General features: G+C 69.9%; 19 protein-coding genes. 11 read left to right on the forward strand and 8 right to left on the reverse strand.

Annotated elements, in window-relative coordinates:
• Window positions 1-38: 38 nt before the first annotated feature.
• Window positions 39-1,007, reverse strand: coding sequence for a GlxA family transcriptional regulator (locus tag ACFWM2_RS05830; protein WP_383273374.1), 969 nt, complete (start codon window positions 1,005-1,007; stop codon window positions 39-41).
• Window positions 1,008-1,118: 111 nt separating this feature from the next.
• Here ACFWM2_RS05830 and ACFWM2_RS05835 point away from each other — a divergent pair, with 111 nt between their 5' ends.
• Window positions 1,119-2,051: an NADP-dependent oxidoreductase gene (locus ACFWM2_RS05835; protein WP_383273376.1), complete on the forward strand. Its 933-nt coding sequence runs from the start codon at window positions 1,119-1,121 to the stop codon at window positions 2,049-2,051.
• 343 nt (window positions 2,052-2,394) lie between these two features.
• On the opposite strand, the gene ACFWM2_RS05840 is transcribed toward ACFWM2_RS05835, so the two are convergent.
• Window positions 2,395-2,814, reverse strand: coding sequence for a CoA-binding protein (locus ACFWM2_RS05840; protein WP_383273378.1), 420 nt, complete (start codon window positions 2,812-2,814; stop codon window positions 2,395-2,397).
• Window positions 2,815-2,889: 75 nt separating this feature from the next.
• Between ACFWM2_RS05840 and ACFWM2_RS05845 the strand changes: the two genes are divergently transcribed.
• Window positions 2,890-3,072: a hypothetical protein gene (locus ACFWM2_RS05845; protein ID WP_383274250.1), complete on the forward strand. Its 183-nt coding sequence runs from the start codon at window positions 2,890-2,892 to the stop codon at window positions 3,070-3,072.
• On the opposite strand, the gene ACFWM2_RS05850 is transcribed toward ACFWM2_RS05845, so the two are convergent.
• Window positions 3,069-3,497 (reverse strand): VOC family protein, encoded by a 429-nt coding sequence (locus ACFWM2_RS05850; protein ID WP_383273380.1) that lies wholly within the window; start codon window positions 3,495-3,497, stop codon window positions 3,069-3,071. The genes ACFWM2_RS05845 and ACFWM2_RS05850 overlap by 4 nt on opposite strands.
• Before the next feature lie 519 nt (window positions 3,498-4,016).
• On the opposite strand from ACFWM2_RS05850, the gene ACFWM2_RS05855 reads away from it, so the two are divergent.
• Window positions 4,017-5,381: a beta-1,3-glucanase family protein gene (locus ACFWM2_RS05855; RefSeq protein WP_383273383.1), complete on the forward strand. Its 1,365-nt coding sequence runs from the start codon at window positions 4,017-4,019 to the stop codon at window positions 5,379-5,381.
• 222 nt (window positions 5,382-5,603) lie between these two features.
• Window positions 5,604-6,107: a MarR family winged helix-turn-helix transcriptional regulator gene (locus tag ACFWM2_RS05860; protein ID WP_383273385.1), complete on the forward strand. Its 504-nt coding sequence runs from the start codon at window positions 5,604-5,606 to the stop codon at window positions 6,105-6,107.
• 71 nt (window positions 6,108-6,178) lie between these two features.
• On the opposite strand, the gene ACFWM2_RS05865 is transcribed toward ACFWM2_RS05860, so the two are convergent.
• Complete coding sequence (locus ACFWM2_RS05865) at window positions 6,179-6,913, reverse strand: DUF4142 domain-containing protein (protein ID WP_383273387.1); 735 nt, start codon at window positions 6,911-6,913, stop codon at window positions 6,179-6,181.
• Window positions 6,914-7,163: 250 nt separating this feature from the next.
• Here ACFWM2_RS05865 and ACFWM2_RS05870 point away from each other — a divergent pair, with 250 nt between their 5' ends.
• Together ACFWM2_RS05870 and ACFWM2_RS05875 are read left to right on the forward strand one after the other, a co-directional pair.
• The gene (locus tag ACFWM2_RS05870; RefSeq protein WP_383273389.1) at window positions 7,164-7,646 is read left to right on the forward strand and encodes a DUF488 domain-containing protein; all 483 of its coding nucleotides are present in this window, start codon (window positions 7,164-7,166) and stop codon (window positions 7,644-7,646) included.
• Between the two features lie 660 nt (window positions 7,647-8,306).
• Complete coding sequence (locus ACFWM2_RS05875) at window positions 8,307-8,855, forward strand: hypothetical protein (RefSeq protein WP_383273391.1); 549 nt, start codon at window positions 8,307-8,309, stop codon at window positions 8,853-8,855.
• Between the two features lie 42 nt (window positions 8,856-8,897).
• On the opposite strand, the gene pip is transcribed toward ACFWM2_RS05875, so the two are convergent.
• Both pip and ACFWM2_RS05885 read right to left on the reverse strand, forming a co-directional pair.
• On the reverse strand, window positions 8,898-9,857 hold the full coding sequence (pip, locus tag ACFWM2_RS05880) for a prolyl aminopeptidase (RefSeq protein WP_383273393.1): 960 nt from the start codon (window positions 9,855-9,857) through the stop codon (window positions 8,898-8,900).
• Window positions 9,858-9,923: 66 nt separating this feature from the next.
• Complete coding sequence (locus tag ACFWM2_RS05885; RefSeq protein WP_383273395.1) at window positions 9,924-10,466, reverse strand: DUF2269 domain-containing protein; 543 nt, start codon at window positions 10,464-10,466, stop codon at window positions 9,924-9,926.
• A 245-nt stretch (window positions 10,467-10,711) separates the two neighbouring features.
• Between ACFWM2_RS05885 and ACFWM2_RS05890 the strand changes: the two genes are divergently transcribed.
• Both ACFWM2_RS05890 and ACFWM2_RS05895 read left to right on the forward strand, forming a co-directional pair.
• Complete coding sequence (locus ACFWM2_RS05890) at window positions 10,712-11,662, forward strand: bacteriocin fulvocin C-related protein (protein WP_383273397.1); 951 nt, start codon at window positions 10,712-10,714, stop codon at window positions 11,660-11,662.
• Window positions 11,663-11,713: 51 nt separating this feature from the next.
• The gene (locus tag ACFWM2_RS05895; RefSeq protein ID WP_383273399.1) at window positions 11,714-12,697 is read left to right on the forward strand and encodes a bacteriocin fulvocin C-related protein; all 984 of its coding nucleotides are present in this window, start codon (window positions 11,714-11,716) and stop codon (window positions 12,695-12,697) included.
• 272 nt (window positions 12,698-12,969) lie between these two features.
• Here ACFWM2_RS05895 and ACFWM2_RS05900 read toward each other — a convergent pair whose 3' ends face one another.
• Window positions 12,970-13,647 carry a TetR/AcrR family transcriptional regulator gene (locus ACFWM2_RS05900; protein WP_383273401.1) on the reverse strand — a complete coding sequence of 226 codons (678 nt, stop codon included), beginning with the start codon at window positions 13,645-13,647 and terminating at the stop codon, window positions 12,970-12,972.
• A 43-nt stretch (window positions 13,648-13,690) separates the two neighbouring features.
• Between ACFWM2_RS05900 and ACFWM2_RS05905 the strand changes: the two genes are divergently transcribed.
• From ACFWM2_RS05905 to ACFWM2_RS05915, 3 genes are all read left to right on the forward strand, one after another.
• On the forward strand, window positions 13,691-13,816 hold the full coding sequence (locus tag ACFWM2_RS05905) for a hypothetical protein (RefSeq protein ID WP_383273403.1): 126 nt from the start codon (window positions 13,691-13,693) through the stop codon (window positions 13,814-13,816).
• A 288-nt stretch (window positions 13,817-14,104) separates the two neighbouring features.
• Window positions 14,105-15,097, forward strand: a complete 993-nt coding sequence (locus ACFWM2_RS05910; protein ID WP_383273405.1) for an alpha/beta hydrolase fold domain-containing protein — start codon at window positions 14,105-14,107, stop codon at window positions 15,095-15,097.
• Between the two features lie 247 nt (window positions 15,098-15,344).
• Window positions 15,345-16,166, forward strand: coding sequence for an SDR family NAD(P)-dependent oxidoreductase (locus ACFWM2_RS05915; protein ID WP_383273407.1), 822 nt, complete (start codon window positions 15,345-15,347; stop codon window positions 16,164-16,166).
• 54 nt (window positions 16,167-16,220) lie between these two features.
• On the opposite strand, the gene ACFWM2_RS05920 is transcribed toward ACFWM2_RS05915, so the two are convergent.
• Window positions 16,221-17,468, reverse strand: a complete 1,248-nt coding sequence (locus ACFWM2_RS05920) for a hypothetical protein (RefSeq protein ID WP_383273409.1) — start codon at window positions 17,466-17,468, stop codon at window positions 16,221-16,223.
• Window positions 17,469-17,545: the final 77 nt, after the last annotated feature.

Raw genomic sequence — 17,545 nt, forward strand, 5'->3', positions numbered from 1 at the left:
CTCATGAGCGCCGCGCTCGCGCTCCACGGCGGAGCCGGCTACTCGGCCCGCCGGCCGACTCGGAATGCCTGGCGGTAGGCGGTGGGGGAGACCCCGATCGTGTGGGCCAGGTGCTGCCGGAGCGAGGCCGCGGTGCCGAAGCCCGCGTGGGCGGCCACCTGGTCGACCGGCAGGTCGGTGGTCTCCAGGAGCAGACGTGCGTGTTCCACTCTGCGCTGCGCGAGCCACTGGCCGGGCGGCATGCCCACTTCCTCGACGAACCGCCGGCAGAACGTCCGCACACTCATCCCGGCGTGCGCGGCCAGCTCGGCCAGGGTGAGCGGACGGTGCAGCTGCTGCTGGGCCCAACTACGGGTGGCGGACGTGGTGGCGGCGGTCGCCTCCGGGACCGGGCGGGCGATGTACTGGGCCTGGCCGCCCTCCCGCCACGGGGGTACGACGCAGAGGCGGGCCACCCTGTTGGCGGTCTCGCTGCCGTGGTCGCGGCGCACCAGATGCAGACAGAGGTCGACTCCGGCGGCGACGCCGGCTGCGGTGAGGACCTGGCCGTTGTCGATGAACAGCACGTTCGCGTCGACCTGCACCTGCGGGAAGGCGCGCTGGAAGTGCCCTGCCTCGTTCCAGTGTGTGGTGGCGGGACGGCCGTCGAGGAGGCCCGCGGCGGCCAGTACGTAGGAGGCCGTGCAGATCGAGACGATGCGGGCGTCGGCCGGCAGGAGGGCGAGGGCGCCGGCCAGTTCGTCGGGCAGCCAGTCCCGTGGCTCCTCGGGCCCGCAGGTGAACGGCGGGATGACGAGGGTGTCGGCCGTCCGCAACGCGTCACTTCCGTGGGCCACGGTGATGGCGAAGTCGGCGCTCGTGGTGACCGGACTGCCGTCCAGGCTGCACGTGATGACCTCGTACAGCGGCTCGCCCTCCTGCCCGGCGGCGGTGCCGAAGATCCTTACCGGGATGCTGAGTTCGAAGGGATAGACCCCTTCGAGGGCCAGGACGACAACGCGATGCATGGCAAGATCCTTGCACATGCTGGCAACCTTGCCACTCGTTCTCGCTCCTTGAATCCGAGAACCTTGATCCAAGCGGGCCGCAGGAGCCCGACAGGAACTGGGGGAGTTGTCATGCGTGCTATCGGCCAGGACGAGTTCGGCGGGCCCGAGGTGCTCAAGGTGATCGAGGTGGCACGCCCGGTGCCCGGACCCGCCGAGGTGCTGGTGCGGGTGCACGCGGCGGGCGTCAACCCGACCGACTCGTGGCACCGCGCCACCGGTGGGCTGGCCGGCGCCGTGATCCCGCTGGGCTGGGACGTCTCCGGTGTGGTCGAGGAGGTCGGCGCGGGCGTGACCACCCTCGCGCCGGGCGACGAGGTGTTCGGCATGCCGCGTCACCCGATCCCCGCGGGCACGTACGCCGAGTACGTGACCTCCTCCGCCCGCCACCTGGCTCGCAAGCCCGCCCGGCTCAGCCATCAACAGGCCGCCGCACTGCCGCTGGCCGGGCTGACCGCGTGGCAGGCGCTCGTGGAAACCGCGGACATCCGTCCAGGCCAACGCGTACTGATCCACGCGGCAGCCGGCGGCGTCGGCCACCTCGCCGTGCAGATCGCCAAGGCGCGCGGCGCCCACGTCATCGGCACCGCCCGTTCGGCCAAGCACGACTTCCTGCGCAGCCTCGGCGCGGACGAACTCATCGACTACACCGAGGCCGAGTTCGAGAACGCCATCGACCCGGTCGACGTGGTGCTCGACGCGATCGGCGGAGCCTACGGCCCGCGTTCCCTGCGCACCCTGCGCCCAGGCGGTGTCCTGGTTGCGCTCGCCTCCCCGGCCGAGGCATACCTGGCCGAGCAGGCGCGCCCGCTCGGACTGCGCGCCGGCTTCATGATCGTGGAAGCCGATCATGCGGGCATGCGGGAGATCGCGGCCCTGGCCGAGGCGGGGCTGCTCAGGGCCGAACTCGACACGGTGCTCCCCCTCGAACAGGCGGCCAAAGCGCACGAACTCGCGGACAGCCGGCGTACTACTGGAAAGATCGTTCTCTCCGTCGCCGACTGACCGACCGGTTGGGGAACGTCACGATGACGACCTTCGTCCTCGTATCCGGTGCCTGGCACGGCGCGTGGGCCTGCGAACCCGGTGCCGGCCGATGTCCGCGAGCCGGGTGTACGCGACCAGGTCGAAGGCCGAGCAGTGCCGGCTGAGGGTGCGGGCGAGTTCCCGTAGCCGGCTGCCGTCCGCGGTGCCGCGGGCCTACCCGTTGACCTTGACCGGGCGGGGGAGCGCCGGCACCTGCTGACCGCCTCCGTCAGCCTCGACGCCCACGTTGCCGATGGCGGCAACTTCCAGCTGCAGGAGCCTCGGCCGTGACGGGCCCCTTCCACTTGGCCGGCCGCGGGTGTCAGCCCAGCCCCAGCCGGGGGATCTCCCGTCCCGCTGAGCGGTCCATCACCATCCGCAGTCCGGCTTCACGCGTCCTGTCGTAGGCGGCCTCGTCCACGATCCCCAGCTGGAACCAGACCGCCTTGGCGCCGAGCGTCACGGCCTGGTCGGCGATGTCGCCGGCCAGCGCGGAGTTGACGAACACGTTCACCACATCCACCGGGAAGGGGATCTCCGCGAGCGAGGCGTAGCCCTGTTCACCGTGCACCGCCTCGGCCCTCGGGTGCACGGGCACGACCTTCTTGCCGATGCGTTGCAGCTTCAGGGCCACACGGTAGGCGGCCCGTTCCGGGTTGTCGGACAGGCCTACCACCGCCCAGGTGTCCCCGGTGTTGGTGAAGATCTCTCTTATCGTCGCGTCATCGCCATAGACCGTCATGCACGGTTCAACGCTGCCGAGGCCCCGCCAGTGGCCGCTCGCACCAGGAGACTGCGGCGGGGCACGGACGTCGCGTTGCGGAGAAGGCCGACGAGGAGGTCGGTCTGGAACATCCATTACGACTGCCACCGGCCGCACAGCGCCGCCGGAAACCGTCCGCCGGCATCACTCCTCCGCGCGAGCGTCACCAACGAGCACGTCACCAACGAGCACGTCACCAACGAGTGCGTCACCAGCGACATGGCCGGCAGCAACTAGGGGCGCGCGTAGGGCCGCGTCATGATCTCCATGTTGTGGCCGTCGGGGTCGTCGAAGTACGCGCCCTGTCCGCCGAACAGGCGGTTGATCCGGCCGGGTTCGGTGCGGCGGGGGTCGGCGTAGTAGGTGACACCGACCGCTTCCAGGCGGGCGATCATCGTGGGGAATTGCGCCTCTGGCACCAGGAACGCGTAGTGCTGCGACTGGATGGGCTCGTCCCGCTTCTCGTAGTAGTCGAGGGTTACGCCGTTGCCGAGGTCCACGGGGAGGAACGGCCCGAACGGAGCGCCGACCTTCAGCCCAAGAATGGCGGCGATGAACTCGGCCGACAGATGCCGGTCGCTGGCGTAGACGGCGGTGTGGTTGAGCTGGACGGCATTCGCCGCGAGCTCGGATTCGTGCGCGTGCGGCTGGTCGTACGACATCGGTGGTGTGTCTCCGGGTTTTTGGGATCCGCTGGGTGGGGGCGCCACACGGGGGCGCCGACGCGAAGTCGCGGAGGAGAGGGCGGCCCTCTGGCCCGCCTCGGGCTCACGCCGAGGCCGGGAGCCCCACTCGTGCATGGCCCATGGCCGACCCGGCAGTCACCCCACAGAGCCTAGTGTCCGGTCAGGGGACGGGCAACGTAGTTCCCGCGTGATCGGGTGGTCGGGTGGGTCGGGCGATCGGGGGCCGAGTCGGCGAAGGCCCCGGCGTACGCGCCGACCTTCGTGCCGATCGCGTAGGAGCCCCAAGAGGCCGGGGACCGGCGGCCTGCCACCCGCGGAGGCGTCACCGCCCGTGTCGGTTCCTGTGTGAATGGCGTTCTTCGTTGACGTGCACGGAACAGCGGAGGTATATACCAAGCACCCTCGTGAGAGCGCTCTCTGAAGGCATTCGGCGCCGAGCGAGGCATGCCAGGCACGTCAACATCCGCAGGTTCCCCACCCTGTTCAGGAGACACCATGCCGAGCAAGCCCCTCGCGTCGGCGCACATACGGCCAACGCTGCACCGACGCAAACCGCTCCCCGTTCTCGCGCTGCTGGTCGCCTTGCTGGCGGCCCTCGTTCTCGCGGTCGACCAGCCCTCCGCCCACGCGGCCGACGCCCTGCTCTCGCAGGGCAAACCGGCCACCGCCTCCTCGGTCGAGGCGGCGGGCACCCCCGCCTCGGCGGCCGTGGACGGCTCCACGACCACCAGATGGTCCAGCGCGTTCAGTGATCCCCAGTGGCTCCAGGTCGACCTCGGTGCCACGGCCCAGATCAGCCAGGTCGTGCTGCGCTGGGAGGCCGCCTACGGGACCGCCTTCCAGATCCAGACCTCCGCCAACGGCACCAGCTGGACCTCGATCTACTCCACCACCGCGGGCCCCGGCGGCGTACAGACGCTCAACGTCACCGGCTCCGGCCGGTACGTCCGTCTGTACGGCACCGCCCGGGCCACCCCGTACGGCTTCTCGCTGTGGGAATTCCAGGTCTACGGCACCGGCGGCACCACCCCGCCGCCCACCGGCGACTTCTGGGGTGACACCACCAAGATCCCGCCGGCCAAGAACGCCGTGGAGGTGGCGATCCTCAACCGGACCAACGGCGCCTACCCGGACAGCCAGGTGTACTGGAGCTTCAACGGCCAGACGCACTCCATCGCGGAGCAGCCCTACCTGGACATGCCCGCCAACTCCTCCGGCCGCATGTACTTCTACGTCGGCTCGCCGACCAGTCAGTACTACGACTTCATCGAATTCACCGTCGGCGGGGGCGTGTTCAACGGCAACACCACGCGCGTGGACGCCTACGGCCTGCCCCTCGCGATGCGGCTGCACTCCTCCGACGGCTACGACGTCCAGGTCGGGGAGACCCAGGCCTTCTTCAGCAAGTCCCGCACCCAGGTCTTCCAGGACTTCATCAACGCCGTCCCGCAGCAGTTCAAGGTGCTGGCACAGAGCCAGGCCCCGTACCGGATCATCGCCCCGGGCAGCGACGCGAGCTTCAAGCCGGGCGGCGTGAACGCGAACTACTTCACCTCGTACGCCCAGTCGGTCGGCGTCAACGAGACCACCCAGTACATCTTCGGCTGCGCCGGGAGCATGGCCGGCAACCCCAACATGTGCGCGGCGCTCAACCGGCACGTCGCCACGCTGCCGTCCTCGGGCCAGTCGGACCCGAGCCAGTTCTACAAGTCCGCACCCGCCAACTACTACGCCAAGTTCTGGCACGACAACAGCATCAACAACCTCGCCTACGGCTTCCCCTACGACGACGTCGCGGGCCAGTCCTCCTTCATCTCCCATGCCAACCCCCAGTGGCTGGCCGTGGCCGTCGGCTTCTGACCGAAGCAGGCACGTTCCGGTCCGTATGCCGGGCTGACCAGTCGGGCACCCCGTCACCCCCAGTGGGGCGGCGGGCGCCCGCCGCATCGGGGCCTCGGGTACGGCGCCGTCGGTGCACGTCACGAATCAGGGGGGTGAATGACGCAGAGGTCCGACGACTCGGTGGGCGCCGTCGACCGCTCGTGGGGGAGTGCGGGGAGGGCGACGCGGTAGAAAGGGGTCATGGCTGAGCGCGAGGTCTCCTCGGGGGGCGTGGACGATGTGGATGCGGTGGCCCGTGCGGTCCTGACAGCGTCCCGGCTGCTGGTCGCCGTGTCCGCGCGGTCGCTGGCCGAGGTCGAGGAGCGCGTGACGCTGCCGCAGATGCGGATGCTGGTGGTGCTGTCGGCGCACGGCGCCAGCAAGCTGGTCTCCCTCGCCGAGCAGCTCCAGGTCGCGCCGTCGACGGCCATGCGGATGGTGGACCGGCTGATCGCCAACGGTCTGGTGGACCGGCAGACCAACCCGGGCAACCGCCGCGAGACGATGCTGAAGCTCACCGAGGACGGCCGCCGGTCCGTCGAGGAGGTCATGGCGCGACGGCGCGCGGAGATCGCGGCGATCGTCGAGAGGCTCGCCCCGGATCAGCGGCTGGCGCTGATCGACGCGCTGAACGCCTTCAACGAGGCCGGCGGAGAGCCGCCCGCCCCGGAGGCGGATGATCTGGAACCGCATCCGCTGGGGTGAACGGCATCTCCTCGGCGTACAGGGCGGTGGCCCGTAGGCCCTGCAGCCGCCTTCCGGGGCAGGAACGTTGGTCAGCCCACCGTCGGGGTGGTGGTCGGGGAAGCCGAGGGAGCGCCGGGGGACGGGGTGAGGACGAGGATCGGCTCCCCGGGCGGCGGCGGGGGCGGGGTGAGGTCACTGGCAGGCAGCTTCGGCGGAGTCGTCTCCTTGAAGAGGACCGTGCCGAAGTCCACAAGACCGGTCTTCTCCATCACGGTGATGTGGTCGAGGACGGTGTCGTTGGCCTGGTCGGCCAGGGCTCGGACCAGGCTGTTCTCGGTGGTGGCGCGAATCTTGGCGACCGTCGAGAAGATCTGGCCGTGGGTGACGCGCAGGATGTTGGCGAAGTCGGTGTCGAACTGCTTCCCGCTGTCCGAGGACAGCGTGGATACGAAGCCCTGTTGCTGAGGGGACGCCAGATTGGGCAGGGTGACGCCCAGTTGGGGCGCGATCTTGCGGCAGGTGGCGTCGAGTCCGGAGTGGCCGTCGACCAGATGCTGGCCTGCGGACCGGACCGCCGCGGTGGTGCCCTTCTTCAGTGCCAGCTGGCCCACGGGGTACTCCCAGAGCCCGGCCGCGCGCACCTTGACGACGAAGTCACGGTCGGCCTCGGTCAGCGGGCCGGAAGGGGTGTTGGCGATGACGCGCGACGGGGAACTGGTCGTGTTCTGTACGCCGAGCATGGCCGGGTAGACGAGTGCGCCGAGGGTCAGGGCGACTCCGCCGCCGACGAAGAGGGTGCCGGCCTTGTTCCGCCAAATGCCCATGATGCCTCCCGGCTTGAGCCGTCGCCCGGAGCGGAACGCGCCCTGCGGCGAACGGCCTTGTCAGCTTGCTGTGATGAGTTACGACAGCCGGGAATACGGAGGCGCCGCCCGGGCAAACCTTTGCTGTAGGCAAAATATGCACCATCATTGAGACATCACGGTGGCGTGGTGCATCGGAGCCATCGCGTTGCGTGACGACTTGGGCCCCGGCGACCGCATGGGCGTGAACGAAAGGAGCGCGGGTGAGCCAATGATCAGCATCGAGAGCTACGGCCACCCGCTGCCGGTCCCTGGCGCGAGGATCCTCGTCGAACGGACGCTGCCCGAGGCGCCGATCGTCGGCGCAGCCCACCCGAGCGAGTGGATGCCGGTGCTCGCTCCCTCCGCCGCGCTCTCTCGCTGGTACGGCGACGAGCGGGCGAAGTTCGCCGACTTCGAATGCCGTTACAGGGCGGAGCTCGGGGAGCTCGATCGCGCCCAAGCCCTGCAGCGCCTTGTTCGGCTGGCGGCAGAGGGGCCGCTCGTCCTGCAGGTGGCTGTTCGCGACGCCCGAGGAGGCCATGAGGACATCCTGGCGCAGGAGTTGCGACGGGCGGTGGTCCGTGTGAGGCGGGAGACGGAAGGGGGCGACGCCGCTTGCTGGATGGAACGGGTGTGCCCCGAGTGCGGACGGTTCGCCGACACGGCGCCTCCGGTCACCTGTCTGGGCTGTGGCAGCCCCATCGCGGGCTGACGTGCTCCCCATCGTGGCCGACGTGCCGGCAGCCGGCCGGCGTGCTCGTCGCACGCGGCTGAGGGTCGGGCCGCAAGGCGTGGTCGACTCTGCACTTTGTGGAACCCCTCGCTCCGGCCCACTATTTATCTTTGCATCATGCAATGTTAAGCTAGGGCAATTGACGCTGGATGTGATGGTCATGAACGTGCGAGAGGGCAGTCCGAGTGTCCGCTCACGCTGTGCTCACGCCTGGGAAGGGGCAGGGAATTCGTCACCCCGCGGACCCGAAGGACAGGCGCGGCGCCCCGCGTCACGCTGGAGCGGTACGGCAGGTCCCCCTGTCGCTGACGCGCACGACGCAGCCGCTCCGCAGCCGCACGGCACGTCGGAGCCCGCGCTCCGCCCGGCCCGTGTCGGCGCCTCCTCACTCCGGCTGATCAGAAGACCCCCCGCCCCGGGGGCAGTTGTCGCTCAGCCGCCCTCCGCCCCGAGGGCGGCTGAACGGCACGGGGGCGCCAAGCCCCTGCCCCCTCACTGCGGTCGGCGCCATCCCCGGACCGGCTCGCGGGTGCCGGCTGCGGCGACTGCCATCGCCGAGCGCCGCGCGACTGCCATGATGAGGCCCCTTCCCGACAGCGGGAGTTCGTCAGCGAGGTGTCTGCGAGAAGGGGTCCGGCCATGAGTACGAGCGTGCGGTTCTGGCGCTGGCGCCGAAACCCCCTCCGGCGCGGCAGCGACCGTGTCCAGGCCTGGACTTTCCTCCTCTCGATCCTGCTGCTGGCGATCGGTGCACCCGTGGTCGGCGTGGTCACGGGAATGAGCGTCGCGGCGTCCGCATCCCGACCTCCCGCCGGCTGGCACTCCGTCTCCGCCACCCTCACTGCGAAAGCGCCGCCGCCCACAACTCCCTCGGAAACGAACAACGTCAACCGGGTGGAGGCCGCTGTTCAGTGGCATGACGCCGACGGACACCGGCACAGTGGATTCGCCTGGGTGAGGCCCAACAGCCCGTCCGGCAGTCGCACCACCGTCTGGCTCGACGAGAAGGGCGACCTGCGCAAGGACTTCATGCAGCCGGTCCAGACGCAGTCCCGAGCCCTGACCCTCGGCGCCCTGGCGGCCACGGGAACCGCGGTGCTGGTCGTCACCTTCTATGCACTCGTCCGCGTCCGCCTGGCCAGGCGCCGGGCATGGCAGCTGGACCTTGAGTGGAGCAGCATCGCGTGATTCCCGGGCAAACCAAGGGATGAGGACGGACTGACCGGGGGGTCACCGTTCCTTGAACTCCTCGATGGCTGCCCGGACCGTCTCCTGCATCGCCTCGCTACCGGCGTGCCCGGAGTCCTCGAAGATGTGGAGTCGTGCGTCCGGCCATGCCTTCGCCAGTTCCCATGCCGTCTGTACCGGGCTGCCCATGTCGTGGCGGCCGTGGATCAGCACGGCTGGGATTCCGGCCAGCTTGTGGGCGTCGCGCAGCAGTTGGTCCTTCTCCAGCCACGCCCCGTTGCTGAAGAAGTGGGCGCAGATCCGTACGAACGCGATCTGTGCGTCGACCTCGCGATCGCTGTACATGCCGGGCACGCCGTTGGGCTCGTCCGAGATGACCGCGTCTTCCCAGGCGAGCCAGGTGGCCGCTGCCTTCTCCCGGATCGTCCGGTCAGGGTTCTCCATCAGCCGTGCGTAGGCCGCGAGGAGGTCGCCGTCCCGCTCGTCCTCGGGGACGCCGTCGCGGAACCGGTCCCATGCTTCGGGGTAGAACCTCCCGGCGCCCCGGTAGAGCCAGTCGCTCTCGGTGCGGCGGGTCGTGGTCACCGCCTGGATGACGATCTCGCTGACCCGCTCGGGGTGCTGTTGCGCGTAGGCCAGGGCGAGCGTCGAGCCCCAGGAGACGCCGTTCAGCAACCACCTCTCGATACCGAGGTGTTGGCGCAGCCGTTCCATGTCGTCGATCAGGTGTTGCGTCGTGTTCAGGCTCATGTCCGTCGCCGGGTCGCCGGCGTGCGGGGTGCTGCGACCGCAGTTGCGCTGGTCGAAGCGGATGACGCGGTAGCACTCGGGGTCCCAGGCCCTCGTCGGCCGCCGTGGTGCGCCCGACCCCGGGCCGCCGTGGACATGGAGAGCGGGCTTGCCTTCAGGACTGCCGAGCTGCTCGTAGTAGATGCGGTTGCCGTCTCCGGCGTCGAGAAATCCGGAGTCGTAGGGACCGGTCGGAGGGTAGAGATCAACCATGACCGTCGATTCTACGGAGTGACCGTGGTGGAGCTCCGTGAGATGTGAGCCCAACACACGGGCAGGTCAGGCTGGTTGACGGGTGCGACCGGCGTCGACCCGCCTGCGGGCGGAGGCGGACGCGCGCTGGTTGCGGCCGCGCTTGGTCGGTCCCCAGGGCTTGAGGACCGAGATCACCGTCATGAAGACGTAGGCGGACAGCGAGACGATCGGCGCGAAAAGGATGTCGCCGGTGTCGGGGAGTGACTCGCCCGCGGCGACGGCCGCGACCGCGGCGTTCACCCCCTGGCGCAACGCGAAGACCGTGGCGGTCGTCGTGGCCAGCGTCAGCCAGAACTTCGTGTAGACCCAGCGATACCTCGCCAGTCCCCACGGGGTGCCCAGGGACAGCACCATGCCGCTGACGAACGTGGCGAACGCGACGGGAAGCAGGAGCCAGTCGGCGAAGAGCTTCATGGCTCGGACGGAGGCCTCCACGGTCACCGCGGACCCGGTGGTGGCCGCGGTGACGCCGAGCGCGAGCAGTCCGAGTGTGAGCCCGAGCCAGGCCGCCGAGGCGGATACATGAACGACGAGGGAGGCCCGGCGGGCGGGACGGCTCAGTTTCATACGAGACACCGTGCCGGGCGGGAGCGGCGAGGTCGTCTGACACCGGGAGTAACACCGACTACTCGCCTCGGCGTACACGGCGCTCACCCGGCACGATGTGGACCAACCCCTCCGTGTCCTGATCCCGCGGCGAGTTCTCGCGGGTACGTTTCGAAGGCGTTCGAAACGTGGTGCGCCGGTCTCGCACGCCGTCCACACTCTGCCTCAGCACGCCGATGACACCGGCCGACAGAGGGGATGTCGCCATGGACGGACCGGACCCGCGTTGGGTCCTCGCGTTCGACGGGTCGTGTGCGACCTGTCGCAAGATCTCCAGCGCAGTTTTTCATGCCTGCGACGGCAAGCTCGAAGTGCTGCCGCTGGACGACGAACGGGTGTGGGGCTGGCGGGAGTCGGCACTCGGGACGGACGCTCCCTGGACTCCGACGCTGCTCCGCATGGACGCCGGTCAGGTGCGGGCCTGGGCCGGCGCCGCGATGACGGTGCCGCTCGTGCGGCGCCTCGGCCCCCGCTCCACCATCCGGGTCCTGCGCGCCCTCGGCGAACTCCGCAGGGCGGACGCCGGCCACCATCAGGGCCGGCCGGCCACCGGACGGACGCTCGGGCGGGCGCAGTTCCTGCGCGCGTGCGCGGGGCTGTCGGTCGCCGCCGGTCTGATCATCCGCGGCAGCACCCCGGCCTTCGCCGAGAACGAGCACGAGGCCGCGAGCCGTTGGGTGCTCACGCATCGCGCCGAACTCCCCACGACCTACGACGACGTGGTGGCGTACCCGCTGAGCTACCGGCGGGCCATCCACGAAGCGCTGCCGGCGAAGACCCGCAGCGGCCTGTGGGCCGAACATCTGCGGCGCTTCAAGAGCAGCAGGCCGGAACTGACCGCGGCACAACACCGCGTCGTGGACCGGGCGTTGGACCTCGCCGCGGACCCGGCGACGTTCGAGGGCGAGCCGCCCGCCGAGCTCACGGAACTCGGCCGGACCGCGCGCGAGACGTTCGGAGTCGACGAAGCACGGGCGATGCTGGCCGTCCTCGGCCCCGCGGCGGACGCCTGGGCGCCGGCGCCCAACTGCGAGTGCAACAAGGTCGACGTGTACTGCGGCTGGTCCGGTGACTGCGTCGACGACGGCTGCCACCACACCAGTACCGGCTGCGGAAGCCTCTACATCTACCCGTGCAACGGCCTCTGTTACGACTGATGACGGCGACCGCGCCGCCGAGCCGCGACGCGGAGGACAGGAGTGTTCGCCATGGACAATTCCCGGGTGCGCTGGATGCTGGCCTTCGACAGCTCCTGCGGCGCGTGTCGCACCATCTCGTCGATCGTCTTCGGGGCGTGCGACGGCAAGCTGGAAGTGGTCCCGCTCGGACGCCAGGACGTACGCGACTGGCGGGAACGGGCTCTGGGCCGGGACGCGCCCTGGGCGCCGACGCTGCTGGCCGTGCGTCGCGCCGAGGGCGGCAGGAGCAAGGGGGACGATGCTCGGGTCAAGGCCTGGACGGGGGCCGGAATCGCCCTGCCGCTCGCCCGACGGCTGGGACCGCGCTCCACGCTGGCGGTACTGCGAGCCCTCGGGCAGGCGCGCGCCGAGGGTGCGAAGGCGAGTACGGGTGGCCGAGCCCTGATGGGGCGCGCGCAGTTCCTGCGGCTGGGCGGAGGCGTTGCGGTGGCCGCCGCCGTCCTGCTGAAGGGGACGACGCCGGCCTTCGCACAGGGCAAGGACCAGGCGACGGCGCGTGAGTGGGTGCGCGCGCACGCCGACAGGCTGCCGACCCGCTACGGCGATGTGGCCGCGCTGCCGCTCGCTCACCGCCGGGCGGTTTTCGCGGCGTTGCCCGCGAAGGCGCGCAGTGCCCTCTGGGTCGAGCACATCGAGCGGTTCCGTGCCGATCACCAAGGCCTCACGCCCGGGCAGGCCTCCGTCGTGGAACAGGCACACGCGCTCGCGTCGAAGGTGTCGACGTTCGAGTTCGAGCGCGGACGGCGGGGCGCCGAGGAGGCGCCCGACCTCGACGCCCGCGCCGTTGCCGCCTTCGGCGCCACCTCGGCACGGGCGCTGCTCGCCACACTGGGCCCGGCCGAGGCTCTGGCCCTGCCCGACTGCGAGTGCAACGTCTTCAGCGACTACTGCATCAACAGCGGCTGCGTCTACGTACAGAACACCTGCGAGTACGACTCCAGCGGCTGCGGAAAGCTCTGGACCTGGGCCTGCGACGGACTCTGCTACGGGTGAGGTCCGGGACGGGCCGGGACCAGGACGTCCCCGGTCCGTCCCCTGTTCGCCGCGGGCTGCTGCTCCCTGGACAGCAGCCCGCGGTCCCGGTTCGGCGGCTGCCGCTGCTTGGCGCGCGGTTCAGTGCTGGGAGGTGGCTTCCACCCAACTGCGCCGGATCGCCTGGGCCTTGGCCGGTGTCGTCGGCGTCATGCATGGCAACACCCAGAGCGTGCGCCGGTCGGTGGGGCCGTAGTCGGCACCTGTCGAACGACGGCTGCGCCGACCGACCTTCAGGGACCCGGGGGCCTCTCGCCCGCGGGGCCCTCACCGGGTCCCCGGCCGGGGCCGGGCCTGCGGAACGCCGGTCCCGGGGGCAGCGGGTCCGCGCCCTCCGGCTGTGTGCGCATCCCGTCCAGCAGCAGCCGCAGGTAGCGCCGCCACAGGTCGGGCTCGCCGGTGCGGTCGGTGACCGCTGCCACCATCAGCTGGATCATCGGGAGGTCCACGGGCTCCGCGTCGGCTCGTAGCGTTCCCTGCTCCTTGGCTCGGGCGACCAGCTGATCGACCAAGGGCTTGACCCGACGCCCGACGAGGGCGTGTCGCTGTGCGGCCTTGCCGGTGCCGAGCATGACCTCGCGCAACCCCCGGTCGTGCGCCTGGAGTTCGCACACCTTCTCCAGGCTGGTGGCCAGCCCGTGCCACGGGTCGGGGTCGGTGACGGCTTCCCGGGCGGACGCCTCGACGCGGTCGATCATGTCCTCGAAGACGGCGTCGACGAGCTCTTCCTTGTTGGCGAAGCGCCGGTAGGCCGTCCCCACACCGAGCCCCGCGTGGCGGGCGACGTCGTCGAGGGTCGCGCCCAGACCTCGGTCGCGGAACACCTCGCGGCCGGCGGCGATCAGGCGGCTTCGGTTCAGGTCGGCATCGCGCCGCAGCGGCGCCCTGCCGGGCTCAGCGGGCTCCGCCATGCCTATCGTCCCGCCTTCCGGAAGATGTCGGATCGTCCAGCGCATGCTACTGCCGGGAGATGCGGGGCCCTTGATCGGGTTCGGGCCCCGGCACGGTGATCTGCGTACCGGCGTCGGCCACGGCGTCCTGCCCGCCACCTGCAACACCGCGGCCGCCCGGCAGTGCTGACACATCGTCACCCCGAGGCGCCGGACGGTTTTCGCCGGCTTCGAGACTGCGGAACGGCTTCCGGTCCACAGGAAGCGGAGATACAGTCTCCGCGCGGAGACGCGGTCTCCGCAGTCAGGTGAATGCCGGTGGCCTGCCTCGCCACCGGCATGTTCAAGGCGTCCTCAGCAAGCCCGACGCCCCCTCCAACACCCCCCGGAGCACTCAGAGATGCCCACCTCCCTGCCGACTTTCCTACGGAGAACGGTCCTGCTCGCCGCGACCATCGCCTTAGGAGCGGCGACGCTCATGGCCTCGGGCGCAGAGGCGAGTCCCATCGCCGGAGCGAGCCTGCCGACCCCCGAAGCCACCTCGACCACGGCGGCCGGTATCGGCTACGGCACCTACTCCGACCTCGCCTATGTCGCGGGCGGCAACAGTCAGCAGGTCCTCGACCTGTATGTGCCGAAGAAGACCTCCCGTCCGACGCCCCTGGTCGTGTACGTGCACGGGGGCGGCTGGTCCGGCGGGAACAAGAGTGAACTGACGTCCCAGAAGGGCTGGGACACCCTGCTGTCCGAGGGCTTCGCGGTGGCGAGCATCAACTACACCCTGACCGGCACCGCGGTCTTCCCGCAGCAGATCTACGACGTGAACGCGGCCGTCCGGTATCTGCGTTCGGTCAAGGGCAAGTACCGCCTCAGCGGGAACATCGGCCTGATGGGCGAGTCCGCCGGCGGTCAGCTCGCTGCGCTGGCCGGCGCGACCTGCGGGGTGAGCTCGCTGCAGAACACCGCGGGGGTGACCAAGGGATCCAGCTGTGTGCAGGCGGTCTTCGACGGGATGGGCCCGACGGACTTCCTGGAGATGGACTCCCACCTCTACGACGACAAGTCCTCGAAGCACGATCCTCCGTCGTCGGGCGAGTCGCGCTACCTCGGCTGCACCCAGGGCCTGAGCGCGTGCCCGGCATCCACGGTCGAGCGGGCGAACCCGATCACGTACATCACCTCGGCCGGCAAACTGCCGCCGTACTACATAGTGCACGGTGACGCCGACACGGCCGTGCCGCACTACGAGAGCGAAATCCTCGTCGACGCCCTGACGTCGGTGTGCGCGGATGTCACCTTCGACACCATGCACGGGCAGAACCACTTCCTGTTCCTCGCCGGCGCGCTGGACCCCCCGTACCCGGCGCAGACCATCCAGTCGTCGAAGAACTGCTCACCCGTCACCTCGACCGACGACACGTCCCTGACCTGGTCCGGGATCACCTCATACTTCCGCAGTCACGTGCACTGACCCGGGGGCCGGACCGACAGAACCGGGCTGACGGACTCCTCGCTCCGTGACCCGCTGCCGAGGAGCCCCGAGGGTGGGCCCGTCGCGGGCAGGGCCCGGCCGATCCGTGTGCCGGATCGGTCAGGCCCACGGCCGTTCACCTCGACTCCCCGACGGAGAAGGGACGCTCCCCGCCCGCGCCCGTCACGCTCCGGAGGCCGCCTCCGACCAGGGTCGTCCGGCGTCGCCAGTCGCTACCCTCCAGGGCATGACCCCAAGGAGTGCACGGCCTGTGGAGATCGGTTCGGCGCACGTGGTCGTGACCGGAGGGTCCAGTGGCATAGGTCTTGCCACGGCCCGGCTACTGGCCGGGCGGGGCGCGAAGGTGTCGCTGATAGCGCGGGGGCGGGCGCGTCTGGAGGCGGCGGCCAAGGACGTGTCGGCCGCCGCCCGGGTGGCCGACGTGGCCGATCGCGCAGCCGTCACCCGCGCCATCGCGGAGCTGGAGGAGGAGCGGGAGCAGCCCTGCGACATCCTGATCACCTCGGCGGGGCTGGCCCGGCCCGGGCATTTCCTGGAGCTGCCCGACGAGATCTTCCGGCAGATGATCGAGGTCGACTACTTCGGGACGCTGTACGCCCTGCGGGCCGTCGTGCCGGGCATGGTGGAGCGCGGGCGGGGCAGTGTGGTCGCGGTGTCGTCCGCCGCCGCGCTGCTCGGGATTTTCGGCTACAGCGCTTACGGGCCGGCAAAGTTCGCGGTACGGGGGCTGATGGAGTCGGTGCGGGCGGAACTCGTACCGCACGGGGTGCATGTCGGTGTGGTCTTCCCGCCGGACGTGGACACCCCGCAGCTCGCCGAGGAGAACCAGTGGAAGCCGGCGCAGACCCGGGCGATCGGCGGCACCATCAAGCCGCTGACCGCGGAGAAGGTCGCGGCCGCGGTCGTGGCCGGCATCGAGCGGCGGCGCTTCGTGATCTGCCCCGACACGGGCACACGGGTGCTGGCGCGGTTCGGGAGTGTGCTGATGCCGCTGCTCAACCGGGAGTTCGACCGCAGGGTGAGGGCGATCGGGAAGGTGACCAAGTAGGTGCTGCACCGTTCATGAGGTCCGCGACGAGGTGCAGTCACCGCCGCCCGACGGTCAGAGTCGCTGGAAGAGCAGCGGAATCAGGGCGGGGATCGCAGGGACCAGCAGGTAGAGGGTGATTCCGGTCATCGCCTTGCGTGTCGTGACGGGCAGCACCGGATCGGCCCAGACCTGTGCTGTCGCCGCGTCGCACTCGTCGCGGGGGAGTCGTTGGTGCAGCTCTTTGACGTAGTCCTTTTTCACGGTGAGCGCGGAGTGATAGCCGATCGAGGAGGGATAGACGATGACGAACATGTCCACCACCATCACGCCCAGCACGATGAACACCATCCACGATGCGGCCGGCAGCCAGACCGTGAACAGGATCAGCAGGCCGGTCATGTGTGCCAGCGCCGAGCCGTAGGTCCACAACATGAACTGGCGCAGCGGGCGCAGCCCGTGGAAGCCGTCGCTGTCGAACTCCATGTCCGGTGTCACTCCGAAGCCGAGCGCTTCGGACCGGTAGAGGTAGACGGTGAAGACGACGCCCATGATCAGTTGCTTGGCGAGGAAGTAGAAGGCGTACGTGCCGGCGGTGCACAAGGCGATCGCCAGCCGGGGATGGGTGTGCCAGTTGGCCCACCAGCCGGCGTAGACCTCCGAACGCCAGACGGAGTCGGGAAGCTCGGTCGGGTTCCAAGTCTCCAGGAGACCATGGGTGTTGACGAAGGCGTACAGCGAGGTCGTGCCGATGGCCATGGCCACCATGATGCCGGCGGACACGGTCTTGAGGCCGAGCACGCGAAACCAGCTGTTGGCTCCGGAGATCAGGCGATTGAGCCGGCGTATCTGGTGCCGAGTCAGCTGGTGCGCGCCTCTGTTGCGCTCGTTCATCGACACGAAGTCGGCGATGGCCTGCACCTGCTGGCAACAGAAGACGGGCGTGATGAAGACGACCGCCAGCACGACCAGTCCGGCCAGGTCCTGGAGGAGGGTGAGACTGACGCCGCTCAGTTCGGTGTTGTCGGAGAACAGGTAGTCCAGTGCCCACCGTTTGTCCGCGTCGGCCGGTGCGCCCAGTACTCCATCCGCCTGGGCCAGCCCCAGTAACGTGACCGAGAACGCGAGGCTGACCAGCAGAATCTTGGTCTTGGCGGTCAGCGGCCAGTAGATCAGTCGGATCAGCAGGCGCGCCGCGCCCCGACGACGCTCCGGCAGCCGACGTACACGTCGCATCGCCCCGCGGTAGTTGAGGGGTTCGGTGGGACGGAACGCGGCACCCATCCGCTTCGGCTCCAGAGCCTTGAGCTGCTCCATCTCCACCCCCCCGATGGTGACATCACGCAATGTCTTTATAGCCATTGCGACCGGGAGCTGAACCTCGCTGGGCAGCGGCAGCC

Origin of the sequence: Streptomyces sp. NPDC058371 (genome assembly GCF_042723265.1) — a bacterium.
Classification (GTDB): Bacteria; Actinomycetota; Actinomycetes; order Streptomycetales; family Streptomycetaceae; genus Streptomyces.